Genomic DNA, 16861 nt, shown 5'->3' with positions numbered 1-16861 from the left:
CGAGCCCGCCGTCACGGGTTGTTGAGGTCGAGAGAACCGCTCGCCACGCCGTCGGTGTTGGTGCGCCGTGCCCGCTCCACGTACTCAGAGGCCTTGGTGGTCTCGGTCTGCAGCACGCCGATGGTCTGCGACATCGAGTCGAGCGCCCGGACCTTGAAGTCGCTGATGGAGTCCATCGTGGCGTAGATGTTCGCGAACGCCTCCTGCAGCTGCTCGATGCCGACGGTCGAGCTGGCGGCCTGCTCCTGGATGGTCGCGGACTGGTCGGCGAGCATCTTGGAGGTCGAGGCGATCATGTTCGACGTCGTGGTGTTCAGGGCGCCGATCTGGTCCAGCACGAGCTTCTGGTTCGCGAGCGCCTGCGCCACGATCACGGCGGTGCGCAGCGCGGAGACCGTCGTGGTGGTCGCGCGGTCGACGCCCTTGGTGAGCTCGATGTTGTTCTTGATGATGATGTCGATCGCGAGGTACCCCTGGATCGAGACCGCGAGCTGCGTGAGCAGGTCCTGGTGCTTCTGGCGCACGTAGAACAGGACGTCCTCGGACAGCGCCTTCGCCCGTTCGGGCTCGGCGATCTGGAGCTCGGCGATCTTCGTGGCGAGCTGGGCGTCGAGCCGCTCGGCCACGTAGATGTACTGGTTGAGGCGCGCCATCGTGTCCCAGAGGTTCTGCTTCTCCAGGTTGAGGGCCGCGTTGTCCTTGCGGAGCTCGTCCTGCCCGTTGTAGAGCGACTGGATGATGGCGTTGAGCTGACCCTGCGCGGACTCGTACCGGCGGAAGTAGTCCTGGATCTTGTCGCCGAACGGGATGACGCCGAGGAACTTGCGTCCCACACTCGCCTCGGACGGGTCCAGGTCCTCGACGGTGCGGCGCAGCTCCAGGAGGGTCTGGCCCACCTTGGAGCCGTCGGCCAGGCCGCCCTCCTTGAGCGCCCGGACGGGCGTGGCGAGCAGCCGGTTGCTGGAGTCGGCGGCCTGCCGGATGTCGTGGTCGCCCATGGTGCGCACGTCGTCGGCGCGCTTGGCGAACTCGGGGCTCTTGGTGTCGGCGCTGAGGAGCCCGTCGAGGTAGGTGCTGACCTTCTGGTCGAGCGCGGGCGCCGCGGCGGGATCCACCTTGGGCGCCATCTTGGGCGCCTGGGTCGCTGCGACGGGCTGGACCGGGTCGGGTGCGCTGAGCACGAGGGGCTCGGCGGCGGGGGCGGGCGGTTGAAGCGGCATCGGCTCGGTCATCGGTGCTCCTCGCGAGATAGGGCGTCCGAACGCGGCGAGTATATGCCGCGGGCCATCACCGCTGGGGGCGGAGGCGCTGCCCGGCGGGGTGAGAACGAGGGGGCGACGGGGAGAGTTCCCGTCGGGCGGTCGGCACGGCCGGCGGTCCCGCCGAAAGGGAGTGGAATGTCCCATTTCACCCGGTGGGGCTCTCCCCGTGGGCCCGCACAGGCCGACCCCGAACCGAGCACCGTCATCGTCACCGCCGAAGAGGTCAGCACCTTCGGTACCCCGACAGAGGTCGCGCTGACCGACGACTACCTCTTCGTCGAGGTCCGGTCCGCGTCCGGGACGCAGGTCATCTGGCGTGACCGCGCGGACCCGGCGGCGGTGTGGAGCTCGGAGCTCGGTGGGTCGCCGCTCGCCGGCGAGCTGGTTGCGGCAGAGGTCGACGTCGTACAGATCGACCAGGGCGACACGGACCTGATCGCCTGGGCGCGTGACGGCGGTGGGAGCCGGAGCACCTCGACGGGTACGACTCTCGGTGCCGGCGGCCAGTACCTGGCCGTGCGCCAGGGGTCGTCCGCGGTCGTGCAGCCCGTCACCACGGCGACGGACACGCTCACGGTCCCGGCCTCGTTCGAAGGGGACAGCCGGGGAGTCGCTGTCGCTGGTGACGACGTCGTCGTGCTGGACGACCAGTTCACCCTGACGCGGTACGACATCGTGACCGGCGGGGTCCTCGAGCAGCGGCCGGACATCTGCCCGGCGTGGCGCGACCGCTTCGCCATCGTCCATGACGCGGACGAACGCTTCACGATGGTGGCGTGTCGCGAAGGCGGGATGTTGCTCGACCTCGAGGAGATCTACCTCGACTACGCGGTCCTCGAGCGCGCCGGTGGGGTGTCGACTCGCGTTCCGGTGCAGCTCGGTCCTGGTCTCGTGGTGGGCGAGTTCTCGTACGACTACGGGTACGGCACGGCAGCAGAAGGGGTCTTCGGCGGCGTCAGCGGGGCGCTCGCTGTTCCTTCCGAAGCCAACACCAACCCGCCGGAGTTTGATCTGGACGACGCCGGTACGACGGTCGCCTATGTCGACACCGCCGATGACGTGCGAGCCGTGGATCTGACCTCGATCGCATCGCCGGTGGAGACCGAGCCGATGGACGGCCGCGCTCCGCGGGTGGACGGTTTCAGCATCGGCGCCGAGTGGATCAGCGGCATGCCAGGGCACGCGTCGGATCCGGACTACACGGTGGTGGCGTCGGCGTCCGACGATGGTGACGTCTACTTCCGTCCGAGCGGAGTCGCCCGGGTGGAGCTCCGTTACCGGCAGAAGCGGGTCCATGAGGACACCTTCGGCGACTATGTCGTCCTACCGGGCGACACCGCCGACGTCACGAGTCCGCAGGGATCGACGACGTGCTGGTCGGCTCGCGGCGTCGACAACGCCGGCAACGTCGGCGCGTGGACTGCCTATGGTGAGTCCGAGCGGTGCGTCACGATCGGGCGGAAGGGTTGACCCGGCTTCTCGGAACGGGTCGGCCGCGCCCCGGGCCGGAATTTCACCCGTTCCGAGACCTTCTCGCACCAGCAAGAGGCGTAGATTTCTTCGGTGCTCACCGAGACGCCGCTGTGGCCGGAGCTACCGACGCCGCACCAGGCGCCGTCCTCGCCGCGCGCCAGGCGGGCTGCCGAGCGCCGGGCCCGTCGCGGCAGGCGCACGCGGTGGGTCGTCGTCGCCGTCGTCCTCGGCCTGGGGTCGGTGTCCGGTGGTGCGTACGCGCTCGGGCTCTTCGACCCGGCCCCGGTGGCCGCCGAGTCGTCGTCCGCCGTGGTGGACGCGCAGGCGGCCGCCGACGACGCCGCGACGCTCCGTGAGCAGCTGGCCGTCGAGGTGAAGGCGGCGCAGAGCGTCCTCGAGGGGCCGGACGGGCAGGCCGCTCCGAAGGCGGAACGCCAGGCACTCGACACGGCTCTCGACGACGCCCGGCGGTTGATGACGGCGCTGGATGGGGCGACCTGGTCGCCGTCGGGCACGGAGCAACAGGCCACCGCACTGCTGGGCCAGGTGGGCACGCTGCGCGCCGACGCCCGAGCGGCAGCCGACGCCCTGCGGGAGGCGACCCGGCTGGTGGTCGAGTCGGGCCGACAGCTCCGGCTCGAACGAGCCATGACAGGGCTGGAGGACGCGCGGGCCGGGCTGCGGGAGAGCGTGGCCGTGGGCGAGCAGGCCGTTGCGGAGTCGGCGCAGAGCGCCGGTGTGCCGGACCTGGAGGGCCTGCGCGCGGCGCTGGACCAGGCTGCCGACCTGGACGCCCAGGCGGGCGCGCTCCTGGAGAAGGCGGCAGCCGCTCAGACTGCCGCGACCGGGACCGCCGCGTCGGCGCCACCCCAGGATGGCGCGGCCGCCCAGGGGAGCGCAGTGCCAGAGCTTCTCGCCCAGGCCGGGAAGCTGGCCACCGCGCTGGCCACCACGACCGCCCAGGTCGAGGACGCCACCGCCACGGTGCTGGCCACGACGCCGGACGAAGCGGTGGAGGTCGAGGCGGAGGCCGCCGAGGACCCGGCGGACGCCGCCGCCGGCGACCCGGACACCGGAGCGGACGCCGGCACTGCCGGCACGGACACCACGGCCGGTACCTGCCCGGAACCCGACCAGGTGTGGACCGCGGAGAACGGCCACCTGTCGTCGTCGGAACTGGCGTCGATCCCGTTCTCGCCTGGCCACTACGTGCGGGCGGACGTCGTCGGCGGCCTGGCCGAGCTGAACGAGGCGTACGCGGCCGAGTTCGGCGTGAGCATGACCATCAACTCCTCCTACCGCACCTACGCGCAGCAGGAGTCGCTGTACGACCCGTCGTCCAAGACCGCCGCCCCGCCAGGGTGCTCCAACCACGGCACGGGCCTGGCGATCGACATCGGCGGGGGCGTGCAGGCGTTCGGGTCCGCCCAGTACGAGTGGCTCAAGGCCAACGCGGAGGCCTACGGCTGGGTGCACCCGCCGTTCGCGGAGCCGTCCGGGCGCAACCCCGAGCCGTGGCACTGGCAGTCCGTCCAGGCGCCGAACAGCTACTGACAGCGTGTCTGTGAACTGTGGTGTTCGCAGGCACCGCCCTTCTCGGGCGTCCTTTGGTTCAGGCCGCGGGTACGGTCTGAGCTGGGGTTCCTGCGTCGTCCGGGCTGGTTTCACGCACACGGGTGTGTGGGTCAGTGCCGTCCCGTCGGCAAGCTTTGTTCACGGGGCCGGCTGCTTGACGGTCCCCGACCCGGGCTTCACCACTCCCCGCACCGCTCGCTGCGGTGGGGTGTGATCCTCGGCCCAGGCGGCGAGGTTGGCGGCAGCGTTCAGGTCACGGTCCATGACATGCCCGCAGCGACCGCACGTGTACATGCGGTCGCTGAGGGTGAGGTCGGACGTGATCTGCCCGCAGGACGAGCAGGTCTTCGAGGAGGCGAACCACCGGTCCGCGACCATGACCTGCCCACCACGCCAGTGCTGTTTGTAGGTGAGCTGGCGGGCCAGCTCACCCCACGCGGCGTCACCGACGGCCCGGGCGAGCCGGCGGTTGGACATGATGCCGGTGATGTTCAGGTCTTCCAGCACCAGCCGGTCGTGAGTCTTGACCAGCTGGTTGGAGACCTGGTGCAGGAAGTGCTGCCGAGTGTCCCGCACCCGGACATGATGCTTCGCCAGACGTCTGCTGGCCTTGCGGCGGCTCGCCGACCCGCGCTTCTTGCGCGAGACGGAGCGTGCCAGACGCCGCTGCCGACGCAACCCCGCGGCCAGGACTTTCGGCGCCTGGACGCGCAGGGTCTCGGTCCCGTCCCGGGTGCCCGCGACGACCAGGGCATGCAGCCCGCGGTCGACGCCGACCCACCCCGTCGTGTCGTCGACTGGACGGGTGGGTGCTGGACGGCGGGGTGCAGGTCGGCCGCCTCGACGGTGATCGATACCCACCAGTGGCGGACGCCGCGGGTGATGGTGGCCTGCAGGATCCGGGCGCGACCGGTGGTGATCATCCGGCGCAGGCGACGGGTGTCCTCGCGAACCCGGATGCTGCCGAGTCTCGGCAGGCTCACCGACCGCAGATGGACGCCGGTCCCGACCTGGATCGACGCACGCCCGCTGGTGGTCTTGTTCCGCATCCGGAACGACCCACCAGTCGGACTCTTCTTCTTGAAGCGAGGGTGCCTTACCGGGCGGCCCTTACGCTTCCCGGACCGGGAGTCGATCCACGCGGCCAGGCCGCGGCCGAGGTCGACGGCGGCTTCCTCGGACACCTGCGAGGACACCTCACCGCGCCAGACCAGCCCGGTCACCTCCACCTCGGCGACCCCGTCACTCGTGACCAGGAAGCGTCGTCCGGCCGCCTCGGACCGCTTCCAGGAGTTGTATGCGTTGATCAGGCTGAACCGTGACCACGGCACCCCATCCCGGGCCCGGTCCACGGCCTCCGCGTCAGCACCGCGACGAACGAGGGCCCGGCGGTGGTCGCGGGCGTCCAGGTGCAGCCGCAGACACTGGTTGAAAGCAAACCTCGCCGCCCCTGCATGGCGGGCGAGCGCCACCGACTGCTCGACCGTCGGGTCGAGACAGAACCGGAAAGCGGTGTGCCGAGCCATACCCAGAACGCTAGACCGAGACTCTGACATCGAACCAAGCAAGGTCACATGCCAAGTTCACAGACACGTTCTGAGACGCGGGCTTCCGAGCGCTATTCCGCAGCCTGACCGAACGCCCTGGGTGTGGTGCGCCTCACGTGGGGCCAGCGGGCGGAATATCGCCGCAGGCACAGCGGGTTTGGGAGCATGAACGGAGTCGTTCCGTACAGCCTTCCAGACAGGATGCACACGTAGCCATGCCTTCGCGCCGGTACTCCCGTCCGCGTGCCGCCGTCGTCGTCACGGCCGCGGTCGCCCTCTTGCTCGCCGCCTGCTCTCCCGAGGGAGGAACGACAGGTGAGCCCTCCAGCGAGCCCGTCGCAGGCGGAACCCTCACCTATGCCTCGGGCGACGCGGAACCCTCGTGCCTCGACCCCCACGTCGGCGGCAACTATCCGCAGGCGCTCATCGCCACCCAGTACCTCGAGTCGCTCGTCTCGCTCTCCGACGACGGCGAGGTCATCCCGTGGCTCGCCACCGAGTGGCAGGAGGGCGACGACGGGCTCAGCTGGGAGTTCTCCCTGCGTGAGGACGTCACGTTCACCGACGGCACGCCGTTCGACGCCGAGGCCGTGGCCGCCAACATCGCGCACGTGCAGGACCCCGCGACGGCGTCGTCGACGGGCTACCTCGCCCTGGCGAAGGTCAAGGACGTCGTGGCCGTCGACGACCACACGGTCCGGCTGGAGCTGAGCGCTCCCGACAGCGCGCTGCTGGAGTCGCTCTCGCAGGTCTGGGTGGCCATGGAGTCACCGAAGGCCTTGGAGCGCAGCCAGGACGAGAACTGCGCCGCACCGGTCGGCACCGGCCCCTTCGTCGTCGACGGGTGGGAGCGCCAGGAGTCGGTGACGCTCGTCCGGAACGACGACTACAGCTCGCCGCCGGCCGATGTGCCCGCCGACGCCGAAGGCACCGGCCTCCCGTACCTCGACTCGATCGTGTGGCGGTTCATCCCCGACTCCGCGAGCCGCTACGCCGCGCTCCAGTCCGGTGAGGTGCAGGTCATCGACAACGCGCAGCCCGACACCATCCAGTCGGCCGCCTCGGACGAGGCGATCGAAGAGCTCGACGCGCCCCGCCCCGGCGCCGCCAACCGGATCGAGCTCAACTCGAGCAAGGCGCCGTTCGACGACGAGCGCGTCCGCGAGGCGTTCATCCGCTCGGTGAACGTGGACGACGGCATCGAGGGCCTGTTCTTCGGCACCGCCGAGCGCTCGTACTCGCCGCTGTCCAGCGTCGAGCCGCTCGGCCTGGGCCTGCCCGAGCTGTTCTCCGTCGACACCGACGCCGCGGCGAGCCTCCTGGACGAGGCGGGCTGGGCCGAGCGGGACGCCGACGGCTACCGCATCAAGGACGGCAAGCGCCTCACGCTCGACTTCCCCGTGAGCACCAACCAGTCCATCCCCGCCGAGCAGTCCCTGTTCGAGCAGATCCAGGCGGACGCGAGGACGGCAGGCTTCGAGGTCACGCTCCACCCGCTCGACCTGTCCAGCTGGTACGGCGCGCTCGCCGAGAACGACTACGACCTCGTGAGCGCCCCGTACACGAAGGTCGGCCCCGACGTGCTGCGGATCCTCTACCACTCCGCCAGCATCGAGCCCGCGCCGAGCGGCTACTTCGCGAACCTCGCGCAGGTGGACGACCCCGCGGTCGACGACCTGCTCACCAGGGCCTCCACCACGAGCAACCCCGACGACCGCGAGAGCCTGTACGAGCAGGCCCAGCGAATCATCCTCGAGGGCTACTACATCCTGCCGCTGTACGACCAGCAGAACCACTTCCTCTACTCGTCGACCGTGCAGGGTCTGCGGGCGATGCCCACGGTGTCGACGCCGACGTTCGCCGGGGCCTGGCTGGCGTCTTGACCCTTCCCGTCCCCACCACCGGGGCACGCAGGAGACCGGCGCCGGGCAACCGGCGCTGGCTCCTCCTGCGTGCGGGTGGGGTCGTGTTCGTGCTCTGGGCCGCCGCGACCATCACGTTCTTCGCGCTCCGGCTCATCCCTGGCGACCCCGCCCAGGCGATCCTCGGGGGACCCGGTTCCCAGGCGGGACCCGAGGCGCTCGAGCAGGTCCGCCGGGAGTACGGCCTCGACCAGCCGCTCGTGGTGCAGTACCTCACCTACCTCGGACGCCTGCTGACCGGCGACCTCGGGCAGTCGTACTCGCTGCACAAGCCGGTCGCGACGGCGATCGGTGAGCAGTTCGGAGCCACCCTCACCCTCGCCCTCTGCTCCCTCGCGCTCGCCTGGGCGCTCGCGTGCGCCCTGGCCGCCTGGAGCGTACGGGGCGGGCGGGTCGCCTGGGCCATCGGCTCAGGGCTCGAGCTGGTGGCGGCCGCCGTGCCGCACTTCTGGCTCGCGACGGTCCTGATCCTGTTCTTCAGCCTCACCCTCGGCGTCCTGCCCCCGGTCAGCGTGCCGGGCCCGCTCGGCATCGTGCTGCCGGCGCTCACCCTGGCGATCCCGCTGGCCGGGTTCCTCGGCCAGGTCATGCGCGAGTCCCTCCTGACCGCCATGGAGTCGCCGTTCGTCACCACCGCCCGAGCCCGCGGCGAGAGCGAGGTCCGCATCTTCTGGCGGCACACGCTGCGGCACGCTGCGATCCCCGCCGTCGGACTCTCCGGCTGGGCGTTCGGGTCGCTGATCAGCGGCGCGGTCGTCGTCGAAGCCGTATTCGCCCGCCAGGGCCTCGGCCGCAGCCTCCTGTCGGCGGTCCAGCTGCGCGACGTCACCCTGGTGACCGGCATCGTGCTCGTCGTCGCGCTCGCCTACACGGTCATGACGCTGGTCACCGACCTCGCCGACCGGGCCATCGACCCGCGCGGACGGGCGGTGACGCAATGAGCGGCCCGCGCTCCGCCGTCGTCGGCGCCCCGGCGTTCCGGCCCACCGTCGGCGAGGCGCTCGCGGGCGTGGTCCTGGTCCTCCTCCTCGTCGCGGCGCTCTGGCCGGGCCTGCTCGCCCCTGGCGACCCGCTCGCGACCTCGCCCGCCGACGCCTTCGAGGCCCCGTCTCCCGCGCACCTGTTCGGGACCGACGAGTCCGGCCGCGACATCTACACCCGCGTGGTCCACGGCGCATCCGAGTCGCTCCTGATCGGCGCCCTGGCGACGGCGATCGGCATCGGCCTGGCGATCGTCCTCGGCTTCCTCGCCGGGCTCGGGCCGCGCTGGCTCGACTTCGGCACGACCCGGGTGGTCGAGGTGCTCTTCGCGTTCCCCGGTCTGCTGCTCGCGTTGCTGTTCATCGTCGTCACGGGGCCGGGCGTGCTGAGCTCGACCATCGCCGTCGGCCTGGCCACCGCGCCCGGGTACGCGCGGATCATCCGCTCCCAGGTGCGGCGCACGGCGGCCGCCGAGTTCGTCGAGGCTGCGCGTGTGCTGGGGCGCGGCAGGCTCTGGATCGTGACCCGCCACGTGCTGCCGAACGTGACCGCCGCGCTGTTCGTGCTCGCGACCCTCGGGCTCGGGCAGGCGATCATCTGGGTGTCGTCCCTGAGCTACCTCGGCCTGGGCGCCGTACCGCCCGCCGCGGAGTGGGGCGCGATGCTCGCCGCCGGTCGCACCTACATCGCGAACTTCTGGTGGATGACGTTCTTCCCCGGCCTCGCGATCGTCGCCAGTGCCGCCGCTGCCACCGTCATCGGGCGCGGTATCCAGAAGCGGAACAGGAGCGCCGGATGACCGGGCAGCCGGGAGGGCCGGAGCCGACCGGGTCGGTGCCCACGCAGCGCGTGCTGAACGTGCGGGACCTGGTCGTCGCGTTCCCCGAGCGGCGCGGCGGGGGTCGCCGTGGCGAGCGTCGCGTCGTCGACGGCGTCAGCTTCCACGTGGCGGCCGGCGAGTGCGTGGCGATCGTCGGCGAGTCCGGCTCGGGCAAGAGCGTCACCGCGCGCAGCATCGTCGGCCTCGCGGGGGAGGGCGCTCGGGTCTCGGCCGCTGAGCTGACGGTTGCCGGGCAGGACGTGCTGGCGCTGTCCGGGCGCGCCCTGCGCAGGCTGCGCGGCGGCACCGTCGGCCTGATCGCGCAGGACGCTCTCGTCTCCCTCGACCCGCTGCGCCCCGTCGGCCGGGAGATCGGCGACACGCTCGCCCTGCACACCGGCCTCGACGCCGCCGGGCGGCACGCGCGCACCCTCGAGCTCCTCGACCGCGTCGGCCTGCCCGACGCCGAGCTGCGCGCGCGCCAGCGCCCCGGCCAGCTCTCCGGCGGGCAACGCCAGCGCGCCCTCATCGCCTCCGGCATCGCGGGCGAACCGGAGCTCGTCATCGCCGACGAGCCGACCACGGCGCTCGACCAGCCGGTCCAGGCCGGCGTGCTCCGGCTGCTGGGTCAGCTGCGCGACGACGGCACCGGCGTGCTGCTCATCAGCCACGACCTGTCGGTCGTGCGGGGCATCGCCGACCGGGTGCTCGTCATGACCGACGGCGTCGTGGTCGAGGAGGGGACACCGGCCGAGGTGTTCGAACGCCCCCGGCACGCCTACACCCGCAAGCTCGTGGCCGCCGTCCCGGCCGGCCGCCCCCGGGGCGCCCCGCTGTCGGCCCCGGCCTCGGCGCCGGTCGCCCCGGCCCCGGCTGCCGCCTCCGTCGACGAGAGGAGCAGCAGCGGCACGGCCGCTCCTGAAGCGACCAGGCCTGCGCTCGACGATGCGCTGCTGGAGGCATCGGGGCTGGCCCGGACGTTCCATGTGGGCGGGCGAGAGATCGTCGCCGCCGACGACGTGTCGTTCGTCCTCCGCGCAGGCCGGACCCTTGGCCTGGTCGGCGAGTCCGGCTCCGGCAAGTCCACCACCGCACGGCTCCTCCTCGGGCTCGAACGGCCCGACGCCGGCGAGGTCACCCTGCTCGGCGAGCCGTGGAGCCGGCTCCCGGAGGCCCGACGGCGTCCGCGCCGCTCGCTCGTCAGTGCGGTGTTCCAGGATGCGCTCAGCTCCTTCGACCCACGCTGGACCGTCGGCGCCGTCCTCGCGGACGCCCTCACCCGCGGCCGGACGGTCCGGCCAGGACCAGTACGCGCCGAGATCACGGAGCTGCTGGACACCGTTGGTCTCGACCCGGCCGTGGCCACGCGCCGGCCGCTCCACCTGTCCGGCGGGCAGCGCCAGCGGGTCTCCGTCGCGCGGGCGCTCGCGGCCGACCCCCGGGTGCTGATCCTCGACGAGCCCGTCTCGGCGCTCGACGTGTCGGTCCAGGCCCAGGTGCTCGACCTGCTCGACCGGCTCCAGCGTGAGCGGAACCTCGCCTATCTCCTCATCACCCACGACCTCGGGGTCGCGCTGCACATGAGCGACGATCTCGCGGTGCTGCAGGAGGGCCGGATCGTCGCGTCGGGACCGGCGGCGACCGTCTTCGACGACCCGCAGCACCCGTACGCGCGGCTGCTGCGGGAGTCGTCGCCGACCGCCTTCCGGTGAGCCGGCCGGAGCCGGCCGACGTCACATCTCGGCCTTCGGCTCCGCGTCCAGCTCGTCGAAGGTGTTCAGCAGGCGCAGGTAGGCCGCGAACGATTCCTCGACCTGATCCGGCTGCAGCCCGTAGCGCGTCATGTCGTACTGGTGCGGCCGCATCCCCGCAGGCCGGGCGAGCACCTGGTCGAGCTGCGCCTCGTCACTCTTCGACCACGTCGCCCCGATCGCCGAGTACAGCCGCGGCACCTCCGCATGCGGGTCGGCGCTCAGCGTGTGGTACGGCACGTCGACGATGGCCGACGGCGGCAGGCTGAGCCGCGACTCCAGCGCGCTGTTCACCCACGTGACCATGGTGTCCAGCACGAGCTGCCCGACCTCCAGCGGGTCGGGGTCCTTCTGGTACATCGCCCACATCGTCTCGACGAGACTGCAGGTCGAGCCGAGGACGGTGGCCGGATCGCGGTGCGTCCACACGAAGGTGGCGTCCGGGAACACCTCCTTGATCGCCGCCATGTCCTTGAGGTGTCCGGGGTACTTGACGATCCAGCGCTTGTGCTCACGTCCGTGCTGCAGCACCTGCAGGCCCTGCTTCAGGTACGCGTAGTCGCGGGCCAGTTCCGTCGCGCTGCGCCGCGCGTACCAGCCGCGGTAGGACGGGATGGCGCCGTGCAGCAGCGCCCAGTAGGTGCCGTGCGGCAGGAGCATCATCGACTCCTCCGGCTGCTCGGCGCGGCTCGGGTGCATGTGCTTCAGCCCCGGCGCGAACAGGCCGGTGACGAGCTGGCTGCCCTGGTCGAACTTCTTGATCTCGCGCGCTGCGACGGCCGGGTCCTCGAGACCGGTGTAGGACATCTCCCACATGAGCGGGCCGCGATGGGCCGGGGACGCGGCGAGCACCCGATGGGTGAGTGTGGTCGCGGTGCGCGGCAGACCCAGCACGAACACCGGGTCGGTGATGGGCTCGTCGGCGATCTCGGGGCGCTCGGCCAGCAGGCTGTTGATGCGCAGCCGGTTGGCGTACCGGTCCTTGATCGAGTTGAGCACGAAGGTCCAGCCGAGCGGCGTCAGGCGGGGCTCGGCGGCGATGCTCGCGAACACGACGCCGAGGCCGTCGGCGAACGCCCGGTCCTGCGTACCTGCTTCCCTCTCGACCTGGGCGACGGACTTCGCCCAGGCTGTCGTGGGGTCCTCGCGCCCTCGGATGACGGGGGCGAAGACGGTGTTGAGAACCTTGGAGGCTCGCGTAGTACGGCTCACGGTGTCCCTTCTCTAGCGATCGGCGTGGCGGGTCGCGCGGCGTCCGCGAGATTCACGGGACGAACGGCGGGGGGTGCTGCTCGGGGCGGAAGACGACCGGGAGCGTCTCCAGCAGGCGAAAACGGAAGTCGGGTGCCCACCGGAGCTCGTCCACCGTCAGCGCGAGCTGTGGCGTGAGGCGGCGGTGCAACGTCTCTGCCGCCGTCCGGACGATCAGCCTGGCCAGGTGCGGCGCAGGGCACGCGTGGGCGCCGACCCCGAACGTGAGGTGGGCCCTGCTGCCTGACCCGTCCCAGGGGTTCTCGCCGCGGATGCTCGGGTCCGAGCCGACCGCACCGACCGCGAGCAGCACTGCGTCCCCACGCTGCACGAGCTTGCCGTCGAGCAGGAAGTCCTCGATGGCGATCCGCGGTGCCAGCGTGCTCACCGGCGACGCGGTCCACAGCACCTCGTCGAGGGCTTCGTCGGTGCCGAGCCGTCCGCCGGCGAGCCGCCTGGCGAACTGCTCGTCGGTCAGGGAGAGGTAGAGCGTCTGGGCCAGCCAGGCCCGTAGACCGAGCGCCGCGGTGGCGGTGAGCGACAGGAGGCTGAGCGCCGCCTCCGCCGTGCTCTCATAGGCGGCGTGCCGCGCGAGCCGGCCTGCCGGGGTCGGCGTGCCGTCCGGCCTGCGGGCCACCGTCTGCCCGGAGAGCAGGAAGCTCACCTCGTGCACCGCAGACGCGGCGTCCCGCTCCGCGGCCCGGCGCGTGGCGGCCTCGAACACCTGCTGCGCGGTCCCGGCGTCGAACCCGAGGACCGCGCCGAGCGTCAGGTGCGGCACCTGCGCCACGTACTCGCGCACCAGGTCGGCCACACCGGTCGCGGCGAACCCGTCGATGAGCTCGTCGCACCTGAGGCGCGTGGTCCTGGCGACGTCGGCATCGTCGATCACGCCGAGCACCTCGTCGAGCGGGGCGCGGAGCCTGCCGTGCACGCTCCCGTCCACCTGTTCCACCGTCGGGCGGTCGGCCGCCGCCAGCGGTCGGAGCAGGGCCGATTCCGGGGACGGGGTCCGGTGCTCGTGCCCGCTCCACGCACCGGTCGTGGTCGTGAGAGGGAACTGGTCCCTGGCCATCGCGACGATGGTCCGGTACTCCGTCACGAGCCAGGCGCGTGCGCCGGGCTCCAGCTCGACGGGAGCGAGGTCGCCCCACTCCTCGCGAAGCCGTGCGTGCCCGGCGCCCGCGTCGTGCGACGCGATCAGCCCGGCGACGGACGTGACCGTCGCCGGGTCGTCGAGCTTCAAGGGGCGGTGGGCGGGATCACCGCTGACGGTGTCACCGGTGCCGGCGATACCGTCCATCGTGGTCGAGCTCATCGTGTGCCCGTCTGGGTCGGGTACAGGTCGGTTGGTTCGGCCCAATCTTTGCCGGATATGTGCGTGTCTGTCGAGATATGTCCTGGATGAAATCCGTCTGGTTCCGGCGATCGGTACGGACTCAGCCGGCGTCGGCCGACGCGCGCACGGCGCGCTGCCGTGCGGCCACGCGGTGGGCCCGTGCAACCGCGACGCTCACGACGACGACGAACACGGCAAGGCCGGTCCAGACCATGACGGTGGTGACGTTGAGCGGGGCGCCGTCGACGCCGGGGGTCCGGCCGCCGTCGCGTCCGGTCGCCGCGACGGCCAGCAGGACGACGACCGTGGCCGCCACGGCAGTGCGAGCGGCCCAGCGGCCGGCCGTCTCCAGGGCGCCGCGGGCCGGCTTGTACGCCGGTGCGAGCAGCCGGACCAGCAGCAACGCGGCGACGGGTAGCTGCAGCAGCCACATCGTGGTGCGGAACCAGCCGTCGAACCAGACGTTCGTGCCGTACAGGAGCGTGTGCCAGACGCTCAGCACATAGACGACGATGATCGAGGAGTGCAGCACCCGCCAGGCCCGGGGGCCGATCCGCCGCCGTGCGTAATAGGCCAGGCCCAACGGGATCGAGAGGTACAGGGCCAGCAGACCGATGAGGATCGCGATCACGCCGGTGCCGCTCGGGTAGACCCCCGGGACGAACACGTTGAGGAACGCGGACCAGACCCGGCCGACGGGGTCGAGCCCCTCCGCGTTGCCGCGCACCTCCTCGGCGAAGAACCAGAACGCGTGCGCGAACATCAGCACGATCGTCGTCAGGCTGGTGGTGCGGTGCAGCCGCTCGACGGTCGCGGGCGTCAGCGGGAGCCACGGCTGCGGACGGCTGGAGCGCACCAGGCCGAGCAGCACGGTGATCCACGCCCAGAGCAGGCCGGACCAGCCGAACGCCTGGCTCATCCAGTACATCCAGTAGACGCCGGCGCCGTCGGCAAAGGTGGGTATGACGTCGATCGTCGGCGACGTCCCCGCGTGCACGCGCCACGTGAGCCACGCGAAGATCGCCAGGGTGATGAGGAGCGCGATCGACGCGTCGAGCCACGCCGCCCGGAGATCCTGCCGGAACGCTGTGCCGTCGAACCACCCGCGGACCTGCCGGACGTCGCTCATGCGGCTCCCTCGCTCACCATCGCGCGGATCGGAACAGTGCTGGTCTCGCGCCACCGGAAACGCCACGAGCCGGTCATAACCTACGGAGAAGCGGCGCGGGTGCCAAGCCCCGGTCGCGGCACGGCGGCGCCCGCGCGGTCACCGGTCAGGGCTCAGCCGGCGGGCCGTGTCACTGCCCGTGCGGCACGGGCTAGAAACCCGCGAGCGTCCGGACCGTCTCGATCGTGTCCGCCTCCGCCGCGCTCTTGTCGTCGCGGTAGCGCAGCACCCGCGCGAAACGCAGGGCCAGCCCGCCCGGGTAGCGGGTGGAGCGCTGCAGCCCGTCGAAGGCGATCTCCACGACCTGCTCGGGGCGAACGGTCACGACCCAGCCGTCGTCGTCCGTCATGAGATCGGTGAAGCGCGCCGTCTGCCACTCCAGCATCTCGTCGGTCATCCCTTTGAAGGTCTTCCCCAGCATCACGAAACCGCCCTCAGGATCGCGCGCACCGAGGTGGATGTTCGACAGCCAGCCCTGCCGGCGGCCCGAGCCCCGCTCGACCGCCAGCACCACGAGATCGAGCGTCTGGCGCGGCTTGACCTTGACCCAGCCCGCACCCCGCCGTCCGGCCGCGTACGGCGCGTCGAGCGACTTCACCACCACACCCTCCTGGCCCTCGCGCAGCGCGCCCGCGAAGAACTCGGCGGCGGCATCAGGGTCCGAGGTCAGCAGCCGGCGCACCGCCCGAGGTGCCGCGACCTCGTCGAGCACCCCGAGGCGCTCGCGGAGCGTGGCATCGACCAGGTCGCGCCCGTCGGCGTGCAGCACGTCGAAGAAGAACGGGGAGAGCTGGAGCTGGGCCGCCAGCTCCGCCTCGGGCGTCGTCTCCCGGGTCGCCGACCGTGCCGCGGTCTCCTGGAAGGGCCGGGGTACGCCGTCGGGCCCGACGGCGAGCGCCTCGCCGTCGAGCACCATCCGGTCGGAGGGGAGCGCTCGCACGGCCTCGACGATCTCCGGTACGCGGTCGGTGATGTCGTCCAGCGAGCGCGTGACGACGCGCACGTCGTCGCCGAGCCGGTGCACCTGGATGCGGATGCCGTCGAGCTTGACGTCGACGCACAGCTCGGTCGGTTCGCCAGGGGAGCCGAGCTTCTCGAAGGCGGCAGCGATATCCGGTGCGGACTGGGCGAGCATGGGCCGGACGGGCCGTCCGACCTCGAGCGTGAACGTCGCGAGCTCGGCGACCGGGTCGTCGGCGAGGAGCACGGCGCTCGCCACCGGGCCGGTCGCGCCGCGCATCATGACGGCCCGGCGGACGGCGTCGGCCGGGGTGCCTGCGGCCTCGGCGACGGCGTCGACGACCACCGAGTCCAGGGCGCCCTGCCGCAGCTCGCCCGCGACGAGGCCGCGTAGAAGAGCCTGTTCGCGCTCGGTCGCGGTGCCGAAGAGCACGGCGGCGGCGGAGGCGCGGGCCTGCGCGGACCCGGTGCCTTCGAGTGCCGCCATCTCGGCGAACGCCGCGTCGACGTCCTGCACGGTGAGCGTCGGCTCGGTGACCGGCGGCGGGAGGTCGCGCAGCGCGGCCCAGCCGAGACCGGTGCGCCGCTGTCGCAGCGCACCGGCGAGGTAGGCGACGACGATCTCGATGTCGGCCGCGATCTCTTCGCCGGCTGTGGCCAGGTCGCCTGCCGGTGGATCACCTGCTGCAGGGCCACGAGCGGCCGTGCGGCGCAGCAGGTCAGCGATGGCCGCCCGCTTGGCCAGGCGCGAGCGCGTGGCGGCGACGGCGTCGGACGTGGCGGCGACCTCGGCGAGGAGCATGCTCCATCTT

Annotated in this window: 12 protein-coding genes and 1 pseudogene; 6 read left to right on the top strand and 7 right to left on the bottom strand. The window is 71.9% G+C overall.

Annotation, left to right across the window (positions count from 1 at the left end):
* Window positions 1–11: 11 nt before the first annotated feature.
* On the bottom strand, window positions 12–1232 hold the full coding sequence (locus ACFS27_RS24120) for a toxic anion resistance protein (RefSeq protein WP_377188657.1): 1221 nt from the start codon (window positions 1230–1232) through the stop codon (window positions 12–14).
* Window positions 1233–1397: 165 nt separating this feature from the next.
* Between ACFS27_RS24120 and ACFS27_RS24115 the strand changes: the two genes are divergently transcribed.
* Both ACFS27_RS24115 and ACFS27_RS24110 read left to right on the top strand, forming a co-directional pair.
* Window positions 1398–2732 carry a hypothetical protein gene (locus tag ACFS27_RS24115; RefSeq protein ID WP_377188654.1) on the top strand — a complete coding sequence of 445 codons (1335 nt, stop codon included), beginning with the start codon at window positions 1398–1400 and terminating at the stop codon, window positions 2730–2732.
* Between the two features lie 93 nt (window positions 2733–2825).
* Window positions 2826–4289, top strand: a complete 1464-nt coding sequence (locus ACFS27_RS24110; RefSeq protein ID WP_377188651.1) for a M15 family metallopeptidase — start codon at window positions 2826–2828, stop codon at window positions 4287–4289.
* Window positions 4290–4448: 159 nt separating this feature from the next.
* Here the strand turns inward: ACFS27_RS24110 and ACFS27_RS24105 are convergent, their stop codons facing one another.
* Together ACFS27_RS24105 and ACFS27_RS24100 are read right to left on the bottom strand one after the other, a co-directional pair.
* On the bottom strand, window positions 4449–5171 hold the full coding sequence (locus ACFS27_RS24105; RefSeq protein WP_377188648.1) for an RNA-guided endonuclease InsQ/TnpB family protein: 723 nt from the start codon (window positions 5169–5171) through the stop codon (window positions 4449–4451).
* 548 nt (window positions 5172–5719) lie between these two features.
* Window positions 5720–5836: pseudogene (locus ACFS27_RS24100) on the bottom strand (helix-turn-helix domain-containing protein); the annotation flags it as partial.
* Window positions 5837–6072: 236 nt separating this feature from the next.
* Here ACFS27_RS24100 and ACFS27_RS24095 point away from each other — a divergent pair.
* Genes ACFS27_RS24095 through ACFS27_RS24080 form a run of 4 tightly spaced genes read left to right on the top strand, consistent with a single transcriptional unit; the run spans window position 6073 to window position 11292 of the window.
* Complete coding sequence (locus tag ACFS27_RS24095; protein ID WP_377188646.1) at window positions 6073–7740, top strand: ABC transporter substrate-binding protein; 1668 nt, start codon at window positions 6073–6075, stop codon at window positions 7738–7740.
* Window positions 7737–8720 carry an ABC transporter permease gene (locus ACFS27_RS24090; protein WP_377188643.1) on the top strand — a complete coding sequence of 328 codons (984 nt, stop codon included), beginning with the start codon at window positions 7737–7739 and terminating at the stop codon, window positions 8718–8720. The genes ACFS27_RS24095 and ACFS27_RS24090 overlap by 4 nt, the downstream gene beginning before the upstream one ends.
* On the top strand, window positions 8717–9559 hold the full coding sequence (locus tag ACFS27_RS24085; protein ID WP_377188640.1) for an ABC transporter permease: 843 nt from the start codon (window positions 8717–8719) through the stop codon (window positions 9557–9559). The genes ACFS27_RS24090 and ACFS27_RS24085 overlap by 4 nt, the downstream gene beginning before the upstream one ends.
* Window positions 9556–11292, top strand: a complete 1737-nt coding sequence (locus ACFS27_RS24080) for a dipeptide ABC transporter ATP-binding protein (RefSeq protein WP_377188638.1) — start codon at window positions 9556–9558, stop codon at window positions 11290–11292. Before ACFS27_RS24085 ends, ACFS27_RS24080 begins: the two co-directional genes overlap by 4 nt.
* A 21-nt stretch (window positions 11293–11313) precedes the next feature.
* Here the strand turns inward: ACFS27_RS24080 and ACFS27_RS24075 are convergent, their stop codons facing one another.
* The 4 genes from ACFS27_RS24075 to ACFS27_RS24060 form a co-directional block, all read right to left on the bottom strand.
* Complete coding sequence (locus tag ACFS27_RS24075) at window positions 11314–12543, bottom strand: sulfotransferase family protein (RefSeq protein ID WP_377188635.1); 1230 nt, start codon at window positions 12541–12543, stop codon at window positions 11314–11316.
* A gap of 52 nt (window positions 12544–12595) precedes the next feature.
* The gene (locus ACFS27_RS24070) at window positions 12596–13900 is read right to left on the bottom strand and encodes a hypothetical protein (RefSeq protein ID WP_377188632.1); all 1305 of its coding nucleotides are present in this window, start codon (window positions 13898–13900) and stop codon (window positions 12596–12598) included.
* Between the two features lie 121 nt (window positions 13901–14021).
* Entirely contained in the window at window positions 14022–15050 is a 1029-nt protein-coding gene (locus tag ACFS27_RS24065) for a ferric reductase-like transmembrane domain-containing protein (protein ID WP_377188629.1), read from the bottom strand.
* A 190-nt stretch (window positions 15051–15240) separates the two neighbouring features.
* Window positions 15241–16851, bottom strand: a complete 1611-nt coding sequence (locus tag ACFS27_RS24060; RefSeq protein WP_377188627.1) for an ATP-dependent DNA ligase — start codon at window positions 16849–16851, stop codon at window positions 15241–15243.
* Between the last annotated feature and the right edge of the window lie 10 nt (window positions 16852–16861).

The sequence above is a fragment of the Promicromonospora vindobonensis genome (assembly GCF_042685865.1).
Lineage (GTDB): Bacteria > Actinomycetota > Actinomycetes > Actinomycetales > Cellulomonadaceae > Promicromonospora > Promicromonospora vindobonensis.
This window is presented reverse-complemented; position numbering and strand designations above follow the sequence as displayed.

What these genes read in the sequence shown, in the direction of transcription:
- ACFS27_RS24080 (WP_377188638.1), top strand. Translation starts at nt 9,556, where the DNA reads ATGACCGGGCAGCCGGGAGGGCCGGAGCCGACCGGGTCGGTGCCCACG.
- ACFS27_RS24115 (WP_377188654.1), top strand. Translation starts at nt 1,398, where the DNA reads ATGTCCCATTTCACCCGGTGGGGCTCTCCCCGTGGGCCCGCACAGGCC.
- ACFS27_RS24120 (WP_377188657.1), bottom strand. Translation starts at nt 1,232, where the DNA reads ATGACCGAGCCGATGCCGCTTCAACCGCCCGCCCCCGCCGCCGAGCCC.
- ACFS27_RS24095 (WP_377188646.1), top strand. Translation starts at nt 6,073, where the DNA reads ATGCCTTCGCGCCGGTACTCCCGTCCGCGTGCCGCCGTCGTCGTCACG.
- ACFS27_RS24085 (WP_377188640.1), top strand. Translation starts at nt 8,717, where the DNA reads ATGAGCGGCCCGCGCTCCGCCGTCGTCGGCGCCCCGGCGTTCCGGCCC.
- ACFS27_RS24060 (WP_377188627.1), bottom strand. Translation starts at nt 16,851, where the DNA reads ATGCTCCTCGCCGAGGTCGCCGCCACGTCCGACGCCGTCGCCGCCACG.
- ACFS27_RS24070 (WP_377188632.1), bottom strand. Translation starts at nt 13,900, where the DNA reads ATGAGCTCGACCACGATGGACGGTATCGCCGGCACCGGTGACACCGTC.
- ACFS27_RS24065 (WP_377188629.1), bottom strand. Translation starts at nt 15,050, where the DNA reads ATGAGCGACGTCCGGCAGGTCCGCGGGTGGTTCGACGGCACAGCGTTC.